Annotated in this window: 16 protein-coding genes and 1 riboswitch; of the genes, 12 read left to right on the top strand and 4 right to left on the bottom strand. The window is 75.0% G+C overall.

Annotated features, from left to right (window positions below):
• Positions 1–65: 65 nt before the first annotated feature.
• The 6 genes from GA0070603_RS12445 (at position 66) to GA0070603_RS12420 (ending at position 7,158) form a co-directional block, all read left to right on the top strand.
• Entirely contained in the window at positions 66–1,295 is a 1,230-nt protein-coding gene (locus GA0070603_RS12445; RefSeq protein WP_091312111.1) for a winged helix-turn-helix domain-containing protein, read from the top strand.
• The gene (locus tag GA0070603_RS12440) at positions 1,285–1,872 is read left to right on the top strand and encodes a DUF2752 domain-containing protein (RefSeq protein WP_091321887.1); all 588 of its coding nucleotides are present in this window, start codon (positions 1,285–1,287) and stop codon (positions 1,870–1,872) included. The genes GA0070603_RS12445 and GA0070603_RS12440 overlap by 11 nt, the downstream gene beginning before the upstream one ends.
• Positions 1,873–1,964: 92 nt before the next feature.
• Entirely contained in the window at positions 1,965–2,702 is a 738-nt protein-coding gene (gene thyX, locus GA0070603_RS12435; protein WP_091321886.1) for an FAD-dependent thymidylate synthase, read from the top strand.
• 52 nt (positions 2,703–2,754) lie between these two features.
• A complete protein-coding gene (gene dapA, locus GA0070603_RS12430; RefSeq protein ID WP_091312107.1) occupies positions 2,755–3,681 on the top strand; it encodes a 4-hydroxy-tetrahydrodipicolinate synthase in 927 nt (308 codons plus the stop codon).
• A gap of 51 nt (positions 3,682–3,732) precedes the next feature.
• The gene (locus tag GA0070603_RS12425; protein ID WP_091312104.1) at positions 3,733–5,421 is read left to right on the top strand and encodes a ribonuclease J; all 1,689 of its coding nucleotides are present in this window, start codon (positions 3,733–3,735) and stop codon (positions 5,419–5,421) included.
• 174 nt (positions 5,422–5,595) lie between these two features.
• Complete coding sequence (locus GA0070603_RS12420) at positions 5,596–7,158, top strand: S1 family peptidase (RefSeq protein ID WP_091312101.1); 1,563 nt, start codon at positions 5,596–5,598, stop codon at positions 7,156–7,158.
• A gap of 87 nt (positions 7,159–7,245) precedes the next feature.
• Here GA0070603_RS12420 and GA0070603_RS12415 read toward each other — a convergent pair whose 3' ends face one another.
• On the bottom strand, positions 7,246–8,823 hold the full coding sequence (locus GA0070603_RS12415) for a type III secretion system chaperone family protein (protein WP_091312097.1): 1,578 nt from the start codon (positions 8,821–8,823) through the stop codon (positions 7,246–7,248).
• Positions 8,820–9,299, bottom strand: a complete 480-nt coding sequence (locus GA0070603_RS12410; protein ID WP_091312094.1) for a type III secretion system chaperone family protein — start codon at positions 9,297–9,299, stop codon at positions 8,820–8,822. The genes GA0070603_RS12415 and GA0070603_RS12410 overlap by 4 nt, the downstream gene beginning before the upstream one ends.
• Before the next feature lie 113 nt (positions 9,300–9,412).
• On the opposite strand from GA0070603_RS12410, the gene GA0070603_RS12405 reads away from it, so the two are divergent.
• Positions 9,413–11,857 (top strand): DNA translocase FtsK, encoded by a 2,445-nt coding sequence (locus GA0070603_RS12405; protein WP_091312090.1) that lies wholly within the window; start codon positions 9,413–9,415, stop codon positions 11,855–11,857.
• Positions 11,858–11,918: 61 nt separating this feature from the next.
• Here GA0070603_RS12405 and GA0070603_RS12400 read toward each other — a convergent pair whose 3' ends face one another.
• Positions 11,919–12,164, bottom strand: coding sequence for a hypothetical protein (locus tag GA0070603_RS12400; RefSeq protein WP_091312087.1), 246 nt, complete (start codon positions 12,162–12,164; stop codon positions 11,919–11,921).
• Positions 12,165–12,262: 98 nt separating this feature from the next.
• Entirely contained in the window at positions 12,263–12,577 is a 315-nt protein-coding gene (locus tag GA0070603_RS12395; RefSeq protein WP_091312084.1) for a DMT family transporter, read from the bottom strand.
• 52 nt (positions 12,578–12,629) lie between these two features.
• Positions 12,630–12,695, bottom strand: a riboswitch (guanidine-III (ykkC-III) riboswitch).
• A 95-nt stretch (positions 12,696–12,790) separates the two neighbouring features.
• Here GA0070603_RS12395 and GA0070603_RS12390 point away from each other — a divergent pair.
• The 5 genes from GA0070603_RS12390 (at position 12,791) to GA0070603_RS12370 (ending at position 17,297) form a co-directional block, all read left to right on the top strand.
• Entirely contained in the window at positions 12,791–13,714 is a 924-nt protein-coding gene (locus GA0070603_RS12390) for an ornithine cyclodeaminase family protein (RefSeq protein ID WP_091312082.1), read from the top strand.
• 76 nt (positions 13,715–13,790) lie between these two features.
• Positions 13,791–15,302: a 30S ribosomal protein S12 methylthiotransferase RimO gene (gene rimO, locus GA0070603_RS12385; protein WP_091312080.1), complete on the top strand. Its 1,512-nt coding sequence runs from the start codon at positions 13,791–13,793 to the stop codon at positions 15,300–15,302.
• A gap of 47 nt (positions 15,303–15,349) precedes the next feature.
• Positions 15,350–15,931, top strand: coding sequence for a CDP-diacylglycerol--glycerol-3-phosphate 3-phosphatidyltransferase (gene pgsA / locus GA0070603_RS12380; protein ID WP_091312078.1), 582 nt, complete (start codon positions 15,350–15,352; stop codon positions 15,929–15,931).
• 99 nt (positions 15,932–16,030) lie between these two features.
• Positions 16,031–16,621, top strand: coding sequence for a CinA family protein (locus tag GA0070603_RS12375; protein ID WP_091312075.1), 591 nt, complete (start codon positions 16,031–16,033; stop codon positions 16,619–16,621).
• 226 nt (positions 16,622–16,847) lie between these two features.
• A complete protein-coding gene (locus tag GA0070603_RS12370) occupies positions 16,848–17,297 on the top strand; it encodes a helix-turn-helix domain-containing protein (protein ID WP_091312071.1) in 450 nt (149 codons plus the stop codon).
• The last annotated feature ends 79 nt before the right edge of the window (positions 17,298–17,376 follow it).

Below are 17,376 nucleotides of genomic sequence, written 5' to 3'. Positions count from 1 at the left end.
GCCGGGCGATCGGTCCAGCCGCCGCTCCCGTGTCGTGTCGGACCGGTGGATTAGGGTCCCCGACGATGGCCGCACCGGAATCGCTCTCCCTCGCCCAGGCCCGCCGGATCGCCCTGGCCGCCCAGGGCTTCGCCGACCCGGCGCCCACCGGCGTGCCCACCCGCCGGCACCTGCGCCGGGTGCTCGACCGGGTCGGGCTCATCCAGATGGACTCGGTGAACGTCCTGCAACGCGCGCACTACCTGCCGCTCTACAGCCGGCTCGGGCCCTACCCGACCACACTGCTCGACACGGCCGCCTACCGGCGCCCCCGGGAGCTGTTCGAATACTGGGCGCACGAGGCGTCGCTGGTGCCGGTGGGGCTGCATCCGGCGCTGCGCTGGCGGATGGCCAAGGCACACGACGAGGCGTGGGGCGGGATGCGCCGGATCGCCCAGGAGCAGCCCGAGCTGGTCGCGTGGGTGCGCGACGAGGTGGCGGCCCGGGGCCCGCTGACCGCCGCCGAGATCGAGCACGACGCGCCGCGCGAGACCGGCAACTGGGGCTGGAACTGGTCCACCGTCAAGCGGGCGCTGGAGTTCCTGTTCTGGGCCGGCGAGGTGACCGCCGCCGACCGCACCACGTCGTTCGCCCGCCGCTACGACCTGCCCGAGCGGGTGCTGCCGGCCGCCGTGCTCGACGCGCCCACCCCGAGCGCCGCCGACGCCCACCGCACGCTCGTGGCGATCGCCGCCCGGTCGCTGGGCGTGGCGGCCGAGCCGGAGCTGCGCGACTACTTCCGCCTGCCGGTGGCCGGTGCTCGGCAGGCGATCGCCGAGCTGGTCGAGGCGGGTGAGCTGACCCCGGTCACCGTGTCCGGCTGGCGGCAGCCCGCCTACCTGCACGCCCAGGCCCGGCTGCCCCGCTGGGTCCGCGGCAACACCCTGGTCAGCCCGTTCGACCCGCTGGTCTGGGAGCGGGCCCGCGCCGAGCGGCTGTTCGACTTCACGTACCGCATCGAGATCTACGTGCCCGCGCCGCAGCGGGTCCACGGCTACTACGTGCTGCCCTTCCTCCAGGGCGAGCGGTTCACCGCCCGGGTCGACCTCAAGGCGGACCGGAAGGCCGGGGTGCTGCTGGTGCCGGCGGCCTGGGTCGAGCCCGGCGCCGACCCGGGGGAGACGGCCGTGGCGCTGGCCGCCGAGCTGTACCGGCTCGCCGGCTGGCTCGGCCTGGACGCGGTCGCCCCGCCCGCCGCCGGGGACCTGGCCGCTCCGCTGGCCGCCGCCCTGGTGGGTGTGGCGGGTGTACGGTGAGCGCGTGACGAGCGTTGACCGGCCGGCCGCCGCGCCCGACCCGCACCCGCCCGCCGGGCCGCACGCCCACCACGGGCCGCACGCCGAGCACGGGGCCTGGCCCGCCGGGGTGGCCTACCCGCCGGTCGAGCCGGACCGGTTCACCCGCCTGGTGCTGCGGCTGCACGCCCGGGCCCCGCGCTGGGCGGTGCCCCTCGCGGCGCTCGGCTGCGTCGGCCTGGGCATGGCGTACGCGCTGCTCAGCGACCCCACCCACAGCGACCCGGACGCCCGGCCGACCTGCCTGCTCAAGCTCACCACGGGGCTGGACTGCCCGGGCTGCGGCGGCACCCGTGCCCTCTGGTACGTGCTGCACGCCGACCTCCCGGCCGCCGCCCGGCACCACTTCCTCTTCGTCTTCTCGCTGCCGTTCCTGGCCTGGCTCTTCGTGAGCTGGGCGGGGAACCGGGCGTTCGGCTGGCGGCTGCCGGAGCTGCGGATCAGCCCCAAGGTGATCGGCGGCTTCCTGGCCCTCTGGCTCGCCTTCTCGGTGGCCCGCAATCTGCCCTGGGCGCCGTTCACCTCGCTCTACGTCTGACCGCCCGCCCGCCGCTGGTGGGCTGGTTCACGTCCGCGCGTCCGAGTTTCCCCGGAGGCCCAGGGGCCACTACAGTCGCAGGAATGCCGGAGATGGTGCAGCCCCAGGTCAAGCTGATCGCGTGGACCCAGTTCCAGGCCCCGGACGACGTGCCGTGGTCGACCGACGCGGAGGGCGGCCAGGCGCTCGCCGAGTTCGCCGGCCGGGCCTGCTACCAGAGCTGGAAGAAGCCGAACCCGGCCACCGCGACCAACGCCGGCTACCTGGCGCACATCCTGGACGTGGGGCACCTGTCGGTGCTGGAGCACGGCTCGGTGAGCTTCTACTTCAGCGGGGTGTCCCGGTCCTTCACCCACGAGCTGATCCGGCACCGGCACTTCTCCTACTCGCAGCTCTCCCAGCGCTACGTCCCCGAGCGGGACGCGGCAATGGTCGAGCCGGCCGTGATCGCCGACGACCCCGAGCTGCACAAGAAGTTCGTCGAGGCGAGCGAGGCGGCGGTCCGGGCGTACACCGAGCTGCTGGAGGGCCTGGAGGCCCGGTTCACCGACGAGCCCAACCCGACGCTGCGCCGCAAGCAGGCCCGGCAGGCGGCCCGCGCGGTGCTGCCCAACGCCACCGAGACCCGGATCGTGGTCACCGGCAACTACCGGGCGTGGCGGCACTTCATCAAGATGCGCGCCACCGAGCACGCCGACGTGGAGATCCGCGAGCTGGCCGTCGAGTGCCTGCGGCAGCTCCAGGGGGTCGCCCCGAACGTCTTCGCCGACTTCGTGATCTCCACGCTGCCCGACGGCACCGAGGTGGCGGCGTCTCCGCACGCCGAGTGAGTCGTCGCCCTTCGCCGCCGGGGCCCCGGTGGTCGTCCGCTAGGTTGTGAACATGACGCACGACCTCCCTGCCGCCACGAACCGGGGCGCCTCGCGCCCGTTCGGACGACTGATCACGGCCATGGTGACCCCGTTCACCGCCGACGGGTCGCTCGACCTCGACGGCGCCGTCCGGCTGGCCAGCCACCTCGTCGACGAGCAGGGCAACGACGCGCTGGTGCTCAACGGCACCACGGGCGAGTCGCCGACCACCACCGACGCGGAGCAGGAGGCCCTGATCCGCGCCGTCGCGGAGGCGGTGGGCGACCGGGCCCGGATCGTCGCCGGGGTGGGCACGAACGACACCCGGCACACCATCGAGCTGGCCGCGCAGGCGGAGAAGGCCGGCGCGCACGGCCTGCTGGTGGTCACGCCGTACTACAACAAGCCGCCGCAGAGCGGCCTGCTGCGCCACTTCACCGCGGTCGCCGACGCCACCGGGCTGCCGGTCATGCTGTACGACATCCCGCACCGGGCCGGCACCGCGATCGCCACCGACACCCTGGTGAAGCTGGCCGAGCACGGCCGGATCGTCGCGGTCAAGGACGCCAAGGGCGACCTCACGGCCACGTCGTGGGTGCTGGCCCGCAGCGACCTGGCGTTCTACAGCGGCGAGGACGCGCTGACCCTGCCCGCCCTCGCGGTCGGCGCGGTCGGCGTGGTCGGCACCTCCACGCACTTCACGGGCGTGCAGACCAAGCAGATGATCGAGGCGTACGAGGCGGGCGACACCGCCACGGCGCTCGCCCTGCACCGGCGGCTGCTGCCGCTGTTCACCGGCATCTTCCGGACCCAGGGCGTGATCCTGGTGAAGGCGGGCCTGGCGGCCAAGGGCCTGCCGGCCGGCCCGGTGCGATCCCCGCTGGTGGACGCCACCGGCGACGAACTGGCCCAGCTGCGCGCCGACTGCGCCGCGGCGGGCCTGCCCCTACCCGAATGATCGAACGACACGACGGACGCCGCGCGACGGCGTCGCAGAATGAGGTGACGCGTGACCGAGGCGCACATCGAGGGTGAGCTGCCCCCGCCGCTGCCGGAGGGCGGCCTGCGGATCATCCCGCTCGGCGGACTCGGCGCCATCGGCCGGAACATGACGGTCTTCGAGTACGACGGCAAGCTGCTGATCGTCGACTGCGGGGTGCTCTTCCCCGACGTCGAGCAGCCCGGCGTGGACCTGATCCTGCCCGACTTCGGGCCGATCCTGGACCGGCTGGGCGACGTGCAGGCCATCGTGCTCACCCACGGCCACGAGGACCACATCGGCGCGGTGCCGTACCTGCTCGCCCACAAGCCGGACATCCCGCTGGTCGGCTCGCAGTTCACCCTGGCGCTGGTCGAGGCGAAGCTGGCCGAGCGGCGGATCCAGCCGTACACGCTGACCGTCGCCGAGGGGCGGCGCGAGCGGCTCGGCCCGTTCGAGTGCGAGTTCTTCGCGGTGAACCACTCGATCCCCGACGCGCTCGCGGTGGCGATCCGCACCCCCGCCGGCCTGGTGCTGCACACCGGCGACTTCAAGATGGACCAGCTCCCGCTGGACGGCCGGATCACCGACCTGGCCGGCTTCGCCCGGCTCGGCGCCGAGGGCGTGGACCTGCTGCTCTCCGACTCCACAAACGCGGAGATCCCCGGCTTCGTCACCCCGGAGCGGGAGATCGGGCCGGTGCTCGACTCGATCTTCGCGAAGGCGCGCGGCCGGATCATCGTGGCCTCGTTCGCCTCGCACGTGCACCGGGTGCAGCAGGTCTTCGACTCGGCGGTCGAGCACGGCCGCAAGGTGGCGCTGATCGGCCGGTCGATGGTGCGCAACATGGGCATCGCTCGCGACCTGGGCCTGCTCAACATCCCGCCGGGCCTCGTGGTCGGGCTGGAGGAGGCCACCACGCTGCCGCCCGAGCAGATCGTGCTGATGTCGACCGGCTCGCAGGGTGAGCCGATGAGCGCGCTGGGCCGGATGGCCAGCGGCGACCACCGGCACATCACCATCGCCCCCGGCGACACCGTGGTGCTCGCCTCGTCGCTGGTGCCGGGTAACGAGACCTCGGTCTACCGGGTGATCAACCGGCTGGCCCGGGCCGGCGCCACGGTGATCCACAAGGACGTGGCCAAGGTGCACGTCTCCGGTCACGCCCCCGCCGGCGAGCTGCTCTACCTGCTCAACGTCACCCGCCCGAGCAACCTCATGCCGGTGCACGGCGAGTGGCGGCACCTGCGGGCGCACGCCCGGCTCGGCATCGAGTCCGGCGTCGCGCCGGACCGGGTGGTGCTCTGCGAGGACGGCGACGTGGTCGACCTGGTCGACGGCCGCGCCAGCCTGGTGGGTCATGTGAAGAGCCGCTACGTCTACGTCGACGGCCTCGCCGTCGGCGACGTCAGCGAGTCGCTGCTCACCGAGCGCCGGATCCTCGGCGACGGCGGCTTCATCGCCACCACGGTGGTGGTCGACTCGGTCACCGGCAAGGTGGTCGGCGGGCCGACCCTCTCGGCGAAGGGCTTCTCCGAGGACCCGGAGGCGTTCAACCCGGTCATCCCGCTGGTCACCGAGGCGCTGAACCGGGCCGCCGCGGACGGCATCACCGACCCGCACCAGCTCCAGCAGATCGTCCGGCGCACCGTCGGGCGCTGGGTCAACGACGCGTACCGCCGCCGGCCGATGATCGTGCCGACGGTCGTCGAGGTCTGACCGCCGCACGCACCGCACGCCGGCCCACCGTCCGCGGTGGGCCGGCGTCGTCGCTCTCCGGGTACGCCCGGACACACTCCGCCGATTCCGGCCGCTCGCCTTCAACCGATCGGCGTCCGTCTCCGTATACCGCTCCGGCAGGCGTACCCGCGCCGGCCGGGAGGAGCGTGGCGGATGGACCGCAGACGGTTGACAGCCATCGGCGTACTGGTGGCGGCGGCGGGCACGGCGGCGGCGGTGACAGTGCCGTCGTTCGCCGGCGAGAACCCGGCGACCCGGCGGACCGCCCCGGCGGCGTCCGACGGCGTCGCGCCCGAGGTGCTGGACGCGCTGAGCCGCGACCTCTCCCTCACCCGGGACCAGGCGGCCCGGCGGCTGAAGACCGAGAGGTGGGCGTCGGGCACGGTCGCGAAACTCCGCACCGAACTGGGCGCCGACTACGGCGGAAGCTGGCTCGGCGCCGACGGGACGACGCTGAACGTGGCGGTGGCCGATCCCGCGCAGGCGGCCCGGGTGACCGCCGCGGGCGCGGTGCCGAAGCCGGTGGACCGCGGGGTCGCCGAACTCGACGCCGTGAAGACCCGCCTCGACAAGGCCGGCGACGACGCCACCCCGGACGTCGCCGGCTGGTACGTCGACGTGCCCACCAACACGGTGGTGGTGGTCGCCCAGCCCGGCGCCGAGGCGGCCGGCCGCCGCTTCGCCGAGGCCAGCGGGGTGCCCGCCGGCGCGGTACGGGTCCGGACCGCCGACGAGGCGCCCCGCCCGCTGTTCGACGTGCGGGGCGGCGACGCGTACTTCATCAACAACGCCGGGCGCTGCTCGGTCGGCTTCTCGGTGGTCGGCGGCTTCGTCACGGCCGGGCACTGTGGCCGGCCGGGGGACCGGACCACGGGCGCGAACCGGGTCGCGCAGGGCACCTTCGCCGCGTCCTCGTTCCCCGGCGACGACTGGGCCGTCGTGGAGGTCAACGGCCAGTGGACGCCGCAGGGCGTGGTGAACGACTTCAACGGCGGCACGGTGCCGGTGAACGGCTCCACCGAGGCTCCGGTGGGCGCCTCGGTGTGCCGCTCCGGCTCGACCACCGGCACCCGCTGCGGGGTGATCCAGGCGAAGAACGCCACGGTGAACTATCCGGAGGGGACGGTCACCGGGCTGACCCGGACGAACGTCTGCGCGGAGCCGGGCGACTCGGGCGGGGCCTGGCTCTCCGGCGACCAGGCGCAGGGCGTCACGTCCGGCGGCTCCGGCGACTGCACGCGCGGCGGGGTGACGTTCTTCCAGCCGGTCAACGAGATCCTCCAGCGCAACAACCTGACCCTGGTCACGGCGGGCGACCAGCGGGCACCGTCCGCGCCGCCGGCCGGCGGCGGCTCCACCGCGCCGCCGGCGAGCACCGCGCCGGCCACCCCGCCGGCCGGCGACGCGGCCGACTGCACCGGGCAGGTGAGCCGGACCGGCCGGATCGCCGCCGGCCGGGCGCAGGTCCAGCCGGACGGCCGCTTCTTCCGGGTGTCCGGCGGCGCCCAGGAGGCGTGCGTGTCCGCGCCGTCGGGCGCCCGCGTGGCGCTGGAGCTGCAACGCTTCACCGGCGCCGGGTTCCGCACCGTGGCGCGCGCCGACAGCACCGACGGGCTCGCCCGGCTGACCGCCGACACCCCGGCCGGCGCCTACCGCTACCGGGTGGTCGGGCTGGCCGGCGCGGGCGAGTACACCCTCGCGTTCTCCGCCCGCTGAGCCGCCGCCGGGTCGACCCCGGCGGCCCCGGACCGCGGCCCCCGTCCACCACCGCCCGGTGGCCGGGGGCCGCGCCACGTCCCGGGCTCACGGCAGCGCCGCGACCGCCTCGGCGTACGCGGCCCCGGTGCTCACCGCCGACGTGACCAGGACGACGAGCTGCGCCGGGGCCACCCCGTACGCCAGGTCGGTGGTGACGTCGGCGGCCAGCAGCAGCGTCCCGTCGCCCGGGTCGTGCACGTACGCCGCCGGCAGCAGCCGGTCGTGGTTCCAGGCGTTGCAGAACGCGTACGCCTCGGCCCGCCGGTCGGCCGGCAGCCGGCGCAGCGCCACGGCCCGGGCGTGCAGCACCTCGCCCTGCGGCCCGAGCCGGCGGAACTGGACCACGGCCTCGCCCCAGCGCCCCACCACCGTGCCGTCCGGCTCCAGCGTGTACGCGTCGCCGCGCGCGTCGAGGGCGGCGGTGAGCAGCCGAAGGCTCAGCGGGGCGACCTCCTCCTCGCCGGGCGGCCCGGGCTCGGCCGTGTCGTCGGCGGCCGCCAGGTCGTCCTCGCCGGGCAGCGGCACGGGGTCGGCGAGGGGCCGCTCGGCCAGCCAGGACGCGATCCGGCCGGACTGGTGACCGGTGCCGTTGCGGGCGTCGAAGCTGCCGGCCAGCGTGGTGGCGAGCGCCTGGAGCTGGCCGCCGAGCGTCGCCACGTCCACCTCGGCGGCCGGCCGGGGCCCGTGCCCGGGGCGGTGGATCCGCCGCCCGCCGAGACCGGCCTCGACGGCCAGCCCGCAGAGCAGCGCGCCCGCCGCGGCGAACTCCATGGCGGACAGGTCGTCGGCCGGGTGGTCCAGCCGGGGCAGCTGCTCGGCCAGCACGTCCAGCCCGTGGGCCAGGTGGCCGCCCAGCGCGCAGAACCGCAGGTGCGCGGCGAGCTGCGGGAAGGCCGCCCGCTCCCGGCGGTGCCGGCGGTACGCCCGCACGTGCGCCCGGGCGGCGCGCGCCGCCTCGCCGGTTCGCAGCCAGGGCAGCAACCCCGCGGCGAGGGCCCGCTCCGGCTGGTCGGTGCAGCCCGGCTCGCCGTCGAGCGCCGGCTCCAGCGCGGCCAGGGCGGCCGCCGGCTCACCCCAGCCGACCAGCAGCTCGGCCCGGCGCGCCGGGGCGCAGCCGGCACAGCCGGCCACCGGGTCGGACCCGTCGCCGGCGGACCAGCGGTCGTACTCCCGGCGGGCGGTCGGCTCGTCGCCCAGGTGGTCGGCGATCCGGCAGCGCAGCTCGGCCACCGGCCCGGCGTCCGGACCGAGCCGGTCGGCGAGGTCGTCCAACAGGGACCGGGCCTGGTCCAGGGCCACCCGGGGGGTGCCGAAGAGCGCCTCCACGGCCTGCCGCTGGTGCCGGCGCAGCCGTTCGGCCACGTCGGGGCCGTCGAGCAGCCCCGGCTGCCGGTCCACGGTGGCCAGGCAGCGGCGCACCGGCTCCACCGTCCGCCACCGCTCGCCCAGGTGCAGGTACGCCTCGACCAGCGCGAACCGCGCCGCCAGCCCGGTGCGCGGGTCGCCCGTGGCGTCGGCCCGGGCGGCGATGCGTTCCAGCTCGGCGCAGCGGGCCTCGCCGTCGGGCAGGTCCCGGGCGTCGGCGAGCGCGTCGGCCAGCCCCCGGTCCCGGGAGGTGGTCACCGGACCGCCCCGCCGGGCAGGTCCGCCACGGCGGCGGCGAGCTGGCAGCCGGTGGTGACGCCGCAGTCGACGAGCTGGTCGAGCTGGTGCGGGGTCACCCCGCGTTCCAGGTCGGTGGTCACCTCGCCGCAGACCTGGGCCAGCCCGTCGTCGGCGACGTGCACGAACGCCTTCGGCCAGAGCCGGTCGTGGTTCCAGGCGTTGCAGAAGGCGTGCAGGTCGGGCACGCGCTCGATGCCGAACCGGTGTGCCGTGACGGTGCGTACCTGGAGCAGCTCACCGGAGCCGCCCCGCCGGGAGAACCAGATGAGGCTGCTGTCCCAGCGGCCGACCAGGTCGCCGTCGTCGTCCCGGGCCACCGCGTACCCCCGGTTGGCCAGCACGGCGGCGATCAGCTCGCCGGTCAGCGGTCGCAGCGCCTGCGGGTGTCCGGCCAGGGGGCCGTCCGGACCGTCCTCGATCTCCGGCGACGCCATGAGGGCATCCCTTCTGAGGCGAATAACACAAACGGCGGCGGATTCGTGCCGCGACGCGCGGACACGACCCGGAAAAGCGGCGATCTGCCGGGTCCCGCCGTTACGGTGACTCTATGGCGGGCCGTACCTCTCAGGCGAGCCGGCGGCGCGGCGCGTCGCCGCGCGGAACCACGAACAGCCGTGCCCGCCAACCGGCCAAGAAGACCACCCGGGCGACCGCCCGCCGGCGCCCCGCGCCCGGGCCGAGCCCGGCGGCGTTCCTCGGCCGCGCGCTGGGCGCCCTGTGGATGGGGCTGGCGCACGGCGTCGGCTGGGCGTTCCGGGCCGCCGGGCGGCAGGCCGCCACCACCCGTGAGCTGGATCCGGAGCACCGCCGCGACGGCGCCGGGCTGCTCCTGTTCGGCCTGGCCATCCTCAGCGCGGTGGGCATCTGGTCCGGCGGCGCCGGGCCGGTGGGCCGGCACCTCGCGGACACCGTGCGCCTCTTCGTCGGCGCGATCGCCATCGTGCTGCCGGTGCTGCTCATGGTGGGCGCCTGGCGGCTGATGCGGACCCCGGCCGATCCCGCGCACCGCGGGCGTGGCCTGGTGGGCTGGGGCTCCATGCTGCTCGCCACGGCGGCCATGCTGCACATCGGACAGGACCCGGTCGACGAGGTCCAGCGCGACTACGCGGGCGGCCTGCTCGGCGCCGGCGTGGGCGACCTGCTCAAGTCGGCGGTCACCGCCTGGGTGGCCATGCCGCTGCTGCTCCTGCTGCTGGTCTTCGGCCTGCTGGTGGTCACCGCGACCCCGATCAACAAGATCCCGGAGCGGCTCGGGCTGCGCGCCGCCCCGGTCCCGCCGTCGGAGACGGAGGAGGCCGAGGCCGAGGCGCCGGCCAAGCCGGCCCGCAAGCGGGCGGCCAAGCGCCTCCCGCCGCCGGTGGACCCGCCGGACGCGGACGACGACCTCGACGGTGTCGACCTCCAGGACACCCTGGTGCTGCCGCGCAAGAAGGTGCCGGCGAGCCGCAAGCCGGTCGAGCCGCCGGAGCACTCGCCGCTGCCCACCCGCGCCGAGCAGCTCGCGCTCACCGGGCTGGCCGGCGACTACACCCTGCCGCCGGCCAACATGCTGGGCAGCGGGGCCGCGCCGAAGACCCGGAGCAAGGCCAACGACGAGGTGATCGCCGCGCTGACCGGCGTCTTCGAGCAGTTCGACGTGGACGCCGCCGTCACCGGCTTCACCCGCGGCCCGACGGTCACGCGCTACGAGGTCGAGCTGGGGCCGGGCGTCAAGGTCGAGCGGATCACCCAGCTCTCCCGCAACATCGCGTACGCCGTGAAGTCGCCGGACGTGCGGATCCTCAGCCCGATCCCGGGCAAGAGCGCGGTCGGGGTGGAGATCCCGAACACCGACCCGGAGAACGTGGCGCTCGGCGACGTGCTGCGCTCGCGGGCCGCCACCAGCGACCACCACCCGATGGTGGTGGCGCTCGGCAAGGACATCGAGGGCGGCTACGTGGTGGCCAACCTGGCCAAGATGCCGCACATCCTGATCGCCGGCGCGACCGGCGCGGGCAAGTCGTCCTGCCTCAACTCCCTGCTCGTGTCGATCCTCACCCGGGCCACCCCGGACGAGGTGCGGCTGCTGCTCATCGACCCGAAGCGGGTCGAGATGACCGGCTACGAGGGCATCCCGCACCTGGTCACCCCGATCGTGACCAACCCGAAGAAGGCGGCCGACTCGTTGGAGTGGGTCGTCCGCGAGATGGACATGCGCTACGACGACCTCGCCGCCAACGGGGTCCGGCACATCGACGACTACAACCGCAAGGTGCGCAACGGCGAGATCAAGGCCCCGCCGGGCAGCGAGCGGGAGATCCGGCCGTACCCGTACCTGCTGGTGATCGTGGACGAGCTGGCCGACCTCATGATGGTCGCGCCGCGCGACGTGGAGGACTCGGTCGTCCGGATCACCCAGCTGGCCCGGGCCGCCGGCATCCACCTGGTGCTGGCCACCCAGCGTCCGTCGGTGGACGTGGTCACCGGCCTGATCAAGGCGAACGTGCCGTCCCGGCTGGCCTTCGCCACCTCCTCGCTGGCCGACTCGCGGGTCATCCTCGACCAGCCCGGCGCGGAGAAGCTGCTCGGGCGCGGCGACGGGCTGTTCCTGCCGATGGGCGCGTCGAAGCCGATCCGGATCCAGGGCGCCTGGGTGACCGAGCGCGAGATCCACGACGTGGTGAAGTTCTGCAAGGACCAGCGCGAGCCGGACTTCCGGTCGGACGTGCTGACCGTCGCGCAGGACAGCAAGAAGAAGATCGACGAGGACATCGGCGACGACCTGGACCTGCTCGTGCAGGCGGTGGAGCTGGTGGTCACGTCGCAGTTCGGCTCGACCTCGATGCTCCAGCGCAAGCTGCGGGTCGGCTTCGCGAAGGCGGGCCGGCTCATGGACCTCATGGAGACCCGGGGTGTGGTCGGCCCGTCCGAGGGGTCCAAGGCCCGCGACGTGCTGGTCAAGCCGGACGAGCTGGAGGAGGTCCTGGCCGGCCTGCGCGGCGGCGAGGACTGATCCCACCTGGACAGACGTCAGGGCCCGCCGGTGCTCCCGGCGGGCCCTGACGCGTACCGGGTCAGGAGTTGTAGATGGCGTAGCCGATGATCATGCCGATCACGGCGCCGACCACGCTGGCGGCGGCGGCGTACCAGCCGAGCGGCTTGTCGCCGAGCACCGCGCCGACGATGCCGAGGACCAGGCCGACCAGGCCGAACAGCGGCGGCAGGAAGAAGATCGCGATGACCGCGAAGACGAACGCGAGAATCGTGCAGACGCGGGCGGCGCTGCTGCGGGGGCGGGCGGTGGCGTGGATGTCGGCCATGGTGTCCTCCGTAAGTGGGTCTCCTCGGGTGGGGCGAGGGGAGAACTACCCGGATCGGCCCGCCGTCCAAACCGGACGTCCGGGCAGGCCGGAGGCGGTCAGTGGAAGAGCTTGAGGCCGACCACGCCGGCGACCACGAGCAGGAGGCAGGCGATCCGGGGCAGGCTGGCCGACTCGCCCAGCGCCACCATGCCCACCACTGCGGTGCCGACCGCGCCGATGCCGACCCACACCGCGTAGCCGGTGCCGACCGGTATGTCGCGCAGCGCGTACGCCAGGCCGGCCATGCTGGCGACCAGCGAGACGGCGAAGACGGCGGAGGGGAGCGGGCGGGTGAAGCCGGCGCTGCGGTCGAGGGCGATGGCCCACGCGGTTTCCAGCAGTCCGGAGAGCACCAGCACGAGCCAGGCCATGGGTCACCTCTGACGGGACGGGCCCGGCCACCGGGGCCGGGACGGGCGGTCACACGGGGCGTCTTGGCCTGACCGGGTACGCCCACCACTCGTCCGGGGCGGCACGGGGCCGCCGAGGCCGACGCTAGCACCGCCGGGGCCGGCGGGCCGGCACGGTGACGAACCCCACCCTCGCTGGAGTTCACGCGAACTTCAGGTTGCACCATTGTCGGCATGACCGTGCTCTTCTCCGACGAGGACGTCGCCGCCGCCGTGGACGCCCCGCTCACCGTCGCGGCCATGCGGGACGCGCTGCTGGCCGCGCACGAGGGGCGGCTCATCGCCCCGCCCCGGGCGTCCGCACCGCTCGGCGGCGGCCGGATGGTGCTCACGGCCGGGCACCTCACCGGCGAGTGGTACGGCTTCCGCTCGTACGACACGTTCGGGCACCCGGAGAGCGGGCAGCTCGTGGTGCTGCACGACGCGGCCACCGGGGCGGTACGCGCCATCGCCGTCGGCGAGGAACTGGGCTCGCGGCGCACCGGGGGACTGGGCGGGGTGGCCGTGGACGCGCTGGCCCGCCCCGACGCCGCCACCCTCGGCGTGGTCGGCTCCGGCCGTCAGGCGTGGACCCAGGTCTGGGCCGCGGCCGCGGTGCGCCCGCTGCGCGAGGTGACGGTCCACAGCCGCTCGGCGGCCCGCCGGGAGGCGTTCGCCGCCCGGGTCCGGACCGAGCTGGGCGTGCCGGCCCGCGCCGTCGACTCGGCCGCCGCGGCGGTGCGCGACCGGGACCTCGTGGTGCTCGCCACCACCAGCACCACCCCGGTGCTGGCCGCCGCCGACCTCGCCCCCGGCACCCACGTCAACACCGTCGGCTTCAAGCAGGTCGACCGGCACGAGTTCGGCCCCGACCTGCTGGACGCCGCCGACCTGCTGATCACCGACTCGCCCGCGCAGGCCGCCGCGTACGCCCCGCCGATGCTCGCCGCCGTCGAGCCGTACGCGGACCGGCTGCGCGACCTGGGCGCGGTGCTGGCGGGGGCGGTCCCGGGACGGACCGGCGCGGACCAGATCTCGGTCTTCTGCTCCACCGGCCTGGCCGGCACGGAGGTCTTCCTGCTGGACCGCCTGGCCCGGGTCGGCGCGTCCGCCCGCTGACCCGCGGCTCGGTGTGAGCCCGCCGATGCCCGCGGCCCGCCGTCGTGGGGTTCCCGCCCCGGCCCGGTACCCTCGGATGGTGTCTGCCACCTCCCCTTCTTCTCCTGCCGCCGGCGCCGACGGCCGTCGCGTCGCCCTGCTGACCCTGGGTTGCGCCCGTAACGAGGTCGACTCGGAGGAGTTGGCCGCCCGGCTGCACGCCGACGGGTGGCAGGTGACCACCGACGGCGAGGGCGCCGACGTGGTGGTCGTGAACACCTGCGGTTTCGTGGAGAAGGCCAAGCAGGACTCGATCCAGACGCTGCTGGCCGCCGCCGACACCGGCGCCAAGGTGGTCGCCGCCGGCTGCATGGCCGAGCGGTACGGCCGCGAGCTGGCCGACAGCCTCCCCGAGGCGCAGGCGGTGCTCAGCTTCGACGACTACCCGGACATCGCGGCCCGGCTGGACGCCGTGGTGGCGGGTGAGGCGCTGGACGCGCACACCCCACGCGACAGGCGCGAGCTGCTGCCGCTCACCCCCGTCAAGCGCCGGGAGGCGGCCGTGTCGCTGCCCGGCCACGGCACCCCGACCCGGATCGCCGCCGAGGCCGACGAGCACACCCCGGCGCACCTGCGGCAGGTGCTGCGGCACCGGCTCGACACCGGGCCGGTGGCCTCGCTCAAGCTGGCCAGCGGCTGCGACCGGCGCTGCGCGTTCTGTGCCATTCCGGCGTTCCGTGGGGCGTTCGTCTCCCGTACGCCGGACGAGCTGCTCGCCGAGGCGGAGTGGCTGGCCAAGACCGGCGTCCGTGAGCTGGTGCTGGTCAGCGAGAACTCCACCTCCTACGGCAAGGACCTGGGCGATCCCCGGGCCCTGGAGAAGCTGCTGCCGCAGCTCGCCGCGATCGACGGCATCGTGCGGGTGCGTGCCAGCTACCTCCAGCCCGCCGAGACCCGGCCCGGCCTGGTCGAGGTGATCGCCACCACGCCCGGCGTGGCCGCGTACTTCGACCTGTCGTTCCAGCACTCCAGCGAGCCGGTGCTGCGCCGGATGCGCCGGTTCGGCTCCACCGACCGGTTCCTGGAGCTGCTCGCCTCCGCCCGCGCGCTGGCCCCCGAGGCGGGCGCACGGAGCAACTTCATCGTCGGCTTCCCGGGCGAGACCCGGCAGGACGTGGCCGAGCTGACCCGCTTCCTCACCGAGGCGCGCCTCGACGCCATCGGCGTCTTCGACTACAGCGACGAGGACGGCACCGAGGCCGCCGGCCTGCCCGGCAAGGTCTCCGCCGCCACCATCAAGCGGCGCTACGACAGGCTCGCGGCGCTCGCCGACGAGCTGTGCTCGCAGCGGGCCGAGGAGCGGCTCGGCTCGACCCTCGAGGTGCTTGTCGACTCGGTCGCCGACGGCGTGGTCGAGGGGCGGGCCGCCCACCAGGCACCCGAGGTCGACGGCTCGACCACCCTGGTCGCCCCGGCCGGCGGCGGTGTGGACCTGGCCGCGCTGCGCCCCGGCGACCTGGTCCGGGCCACGGTCACCGCGACCGAGGGTGTCGACCTGGTCGCCGTACCGGATGAGATGATCTCGGCGGCGCCCGGCGCGGCACGGTGACGGCGGGTCCGGACAGAACGGGGAGGCCACGTGGGGCGGTGCCGGACATGACCGGGGCGGAGTCGACGGTGGCGGCCCCCGTGCCCCTGCTCAACGCGGCCAACGTGCTGACCGCGGTGCGGCTCGTCCTGGTTCCGGTGTTCGCGGTCACCGTCGTCGCCTCCGCGATGAGCCACGCCGGCTGGCGGATGGCGGCGTGCCTGATCTTCGTGGTCGCCTCGGCGACAGACCTGGTGGACGGCTGGATCGCCCGCAGGTTCGGGCTGGTCACCCCGCTCGGCAAGGTGGCCGACCCGATCGCCGACAAGGCCCTCACCGGCGCCGCCCTGGTGCTGCTCTCGTGGTACGACCGGCTGCCCTGGTGGGTGACCGTGGTGATCCTCGCGCGCGAGTTGGGCATCACCGCGCTGCGCTTCTGGGTGATCCGGCACGGCGTGATCGCGGCCAGCCGCGGTGGCAAGATCAAGACCGCGCTCCAGATCCTGGCGATCACCTGGTACCTCTGGCCGATGCCCGACGCGCTGGCCCCGGTCGGCCCCTGGATCATGGGCGCCGCCGTGGTGGTCACCGTGGTCACCGGCTTCGACTACATCGCCCAGGCCCTCCGGCTGCGCCGCCCCACCCGCTGAGCCACCGCCGGCGCGGCGCGTCTCCGGCGCTAACCTCGTGATCGGCGAATCCGCGCCCAGGATGAGTAGGTCGGGGCGGTGGGGGAAGAAGGGGCCGGCATGGGGACGGATGCGAATCACGAGCGGCCCGCCGGCAGTCCGGCGGCCTCCGTGGTGCACAGCCTGCACGAGCGCAAGGAGACCCTGGCCACCGTCGAGTCGCTGACCGGCGGGCTGCTCTCCGCCGCGATCGTGGAGATCGCCGGGGTGAGCGGGATCTACCGGGGCGGCCTCGTGGTCTACGCCACCGAGCTGAAGTCGGAGCTGGCCGGCGTACCGGAGGACCTGCTGGCCGAGCGCGGGCCGGTCGACCCGGACGTGGCCACCGCCCTCGCCGAGGGCGGGCGGCGGCGGTGCGGCGCCGACTGGGGGCTGGCCACCACTGGCGTGGCCGGGCCGGAGCCCCAGGACGGCAAGCCGGTCGGCCTGGTCTACGTCGCCGCGTCCGGGCCCGACGGCACCGAGGTACGCGAACTGCACCTCGACGGTGGCCGGGACCACATCCGCGCGGCCGCGGTGATCGAGGCGCTGCGCCTGCTCGCCGAGCGGATCCACGCCGCGGTCGAGGCCGACGAGGCGGCATCCGCCGGCGAGGCCGGCGAGACCGAATCCGCTGGCGACGCCGACCGGGCGGGGGCCGGCCAGCGGTGAGCCGTCCACCGACCCGCCCGATTGCGGGAACACCGGCCCGGGGCAGTGGATCGGCCCCCGCGCCCGGTTCCGCAGGATTGGAGAGGCGGGGTGGGATGTCGTCGGGGCGACCAACGGGTACGGTTGCGGGAAGGCTCCGGCGGGCGACGCCGGCGCCGGGCCGGTCCACCGCGCCCGGCGCGGCACGTGCGGCCGGAGATGGTGTTCCCGTACAGGGGGAGGTGCGATGGTCCTGCTACGCCGCGTGATCGGTGACGCACTGCGGGCGCGCCGGCAGGGGCAGCACCGCACCCTCCGCGAGGTCTCGTCCGCCGCCAACGTGAGCCTGGGTTACCTCTCCGAGATCGAGCGCGGCCAGAAGGAGCCCTCCAGCGAGCTGCTGGCCGCCATCTGCGACGCGCTCGGCGCCCGCCTCTCCGAGCTGCTCCGCGAGGTCAGCGACACGGTCGCGCTGGCGGAGCAGATGCCCGGCGTGCTGGTCCCGATGGCCGACGAGCCGGTCGAGTCGACGCCGGTCGCGCCCGCGGCCGTGCGCAAGGCGACCAACCGGGGCGTCCGCCAGGTCACCTCCGACGGCTCGGTGGCCGTCCAGGTCCGCCAGGACTCGCCGCTCAAGGCGACGCTGCGCAGCACCCGGGTCCGCCCCGCCGACCGGGACGTGGTCTGCGCCGCCTGATCCCGCCCGCCGCGCCGTGGCCGCCGGTGGCGACCGGGTCGTACTGTTGATCAGGGTCGTACGGGTGCCGGTTCGGCGT

Origin of the sequence: Micromonospora chersina (assembly GCF_900091475.1) — a bacterium.
Lineage (GTDB): Bacteria > Actinomycetota > Actinomycetes > Mycobacteriales > Micromonosporaceae > Micromonospora > Micromonospora chersina.
Note: the sequence above shows the minus strand (reverse complement) of the source record. Positions and strands in the feature narration are given on the sequence as shown.

Coding starts and splice junctions, on each gene's coding strand:
- rimO (WP_091312080.1), top strand. CDS start 13,791: ATGGTGTCTGCCACCTCCCCTTCTTCTCCTGCCGCCGGCGCCGACGGC.
- GA0070603_RS12405 (WP_091312090.1), top strand. CDS start 9,413: ATGGCGGGCCGTACCTCTCAGGCGAGCCGGCGGCGCGGCGCGTCGCCG.
- GA0070603_RS12445 (WP_091312111.1), top strand. CDS start 66: ATGGCCGCACCGGAATCGCTCTCCCTCGCCCAGGCCCGCCGGATCGCC.
- GA0070603_RS12375 (WP_091312075.1), top strand. CDS start 16,031: ATGGGGACGGATGCGAATCACGAGCGGCCCGCCGGCAGTCCGGCGGCC.
- GA0070603_RS12400 (WP_091312087.1), bottom strand. CDS start 12,164: ATGGCCGACATCCACGCCACCGCCCGCCCCCGCAGCAGCGCCGCCCGC.
- GA0070603_RS12410 (WP_091312094.1), bottom strand. CDS start 9,299: ATGGCGTCGCCGGAGATCGAGGACGGTCCGGACGGCCCCCTGGCCGGA.
- thyX (WP_091321886.1), top strand. CDS start 1,965: ATGGTGCAGCCCCAGGTCAAGCTGATCGCGTGGACCCAGTTCCAGGCC.
- GA0070603_RS12420 (WP_091312101.1), top strand. CDS start 5,596: ATGGACCGCAGACGGTTGACAGCCATCGGCGTACTGGTGGCGGCGGCG.
- dapA (WP_091312107.1), top strand. CDS start 2,755: ATGACGCACGACCTCCCTGCCGCCACGAACCGGGGCGCCTCGCGCCCG.
- pgsA (WP_091312078.1), top strand. CDS start 15,350: ATGACCGGGGCGGAGTCGACGGTGGCGGCCCCCGTGCCCCTGCTCAAC.
- GA0070603_RS12395 (WP_091312084.1), bottom strand. CDS start 12,577: ATGGCCTGGCTCGTGCTGGTGCTCTCCGGACTGCTGGAAACCGCGTGG.
- GA0070603_RS12370 (WP_091312071.1), top strand. CDS start 16,848: ATGGTCCTGCTACGCCGCGTGATCGGTGACGCACTGCGGGCGCGCCGG.
- GA0070603_RS12390 (WP_091312082.1), top strand. CDS start 12,791: ATGACCGTGCTCTTCTCCGACGAGGACGTCGCCGCCGCCGTGGACGCC.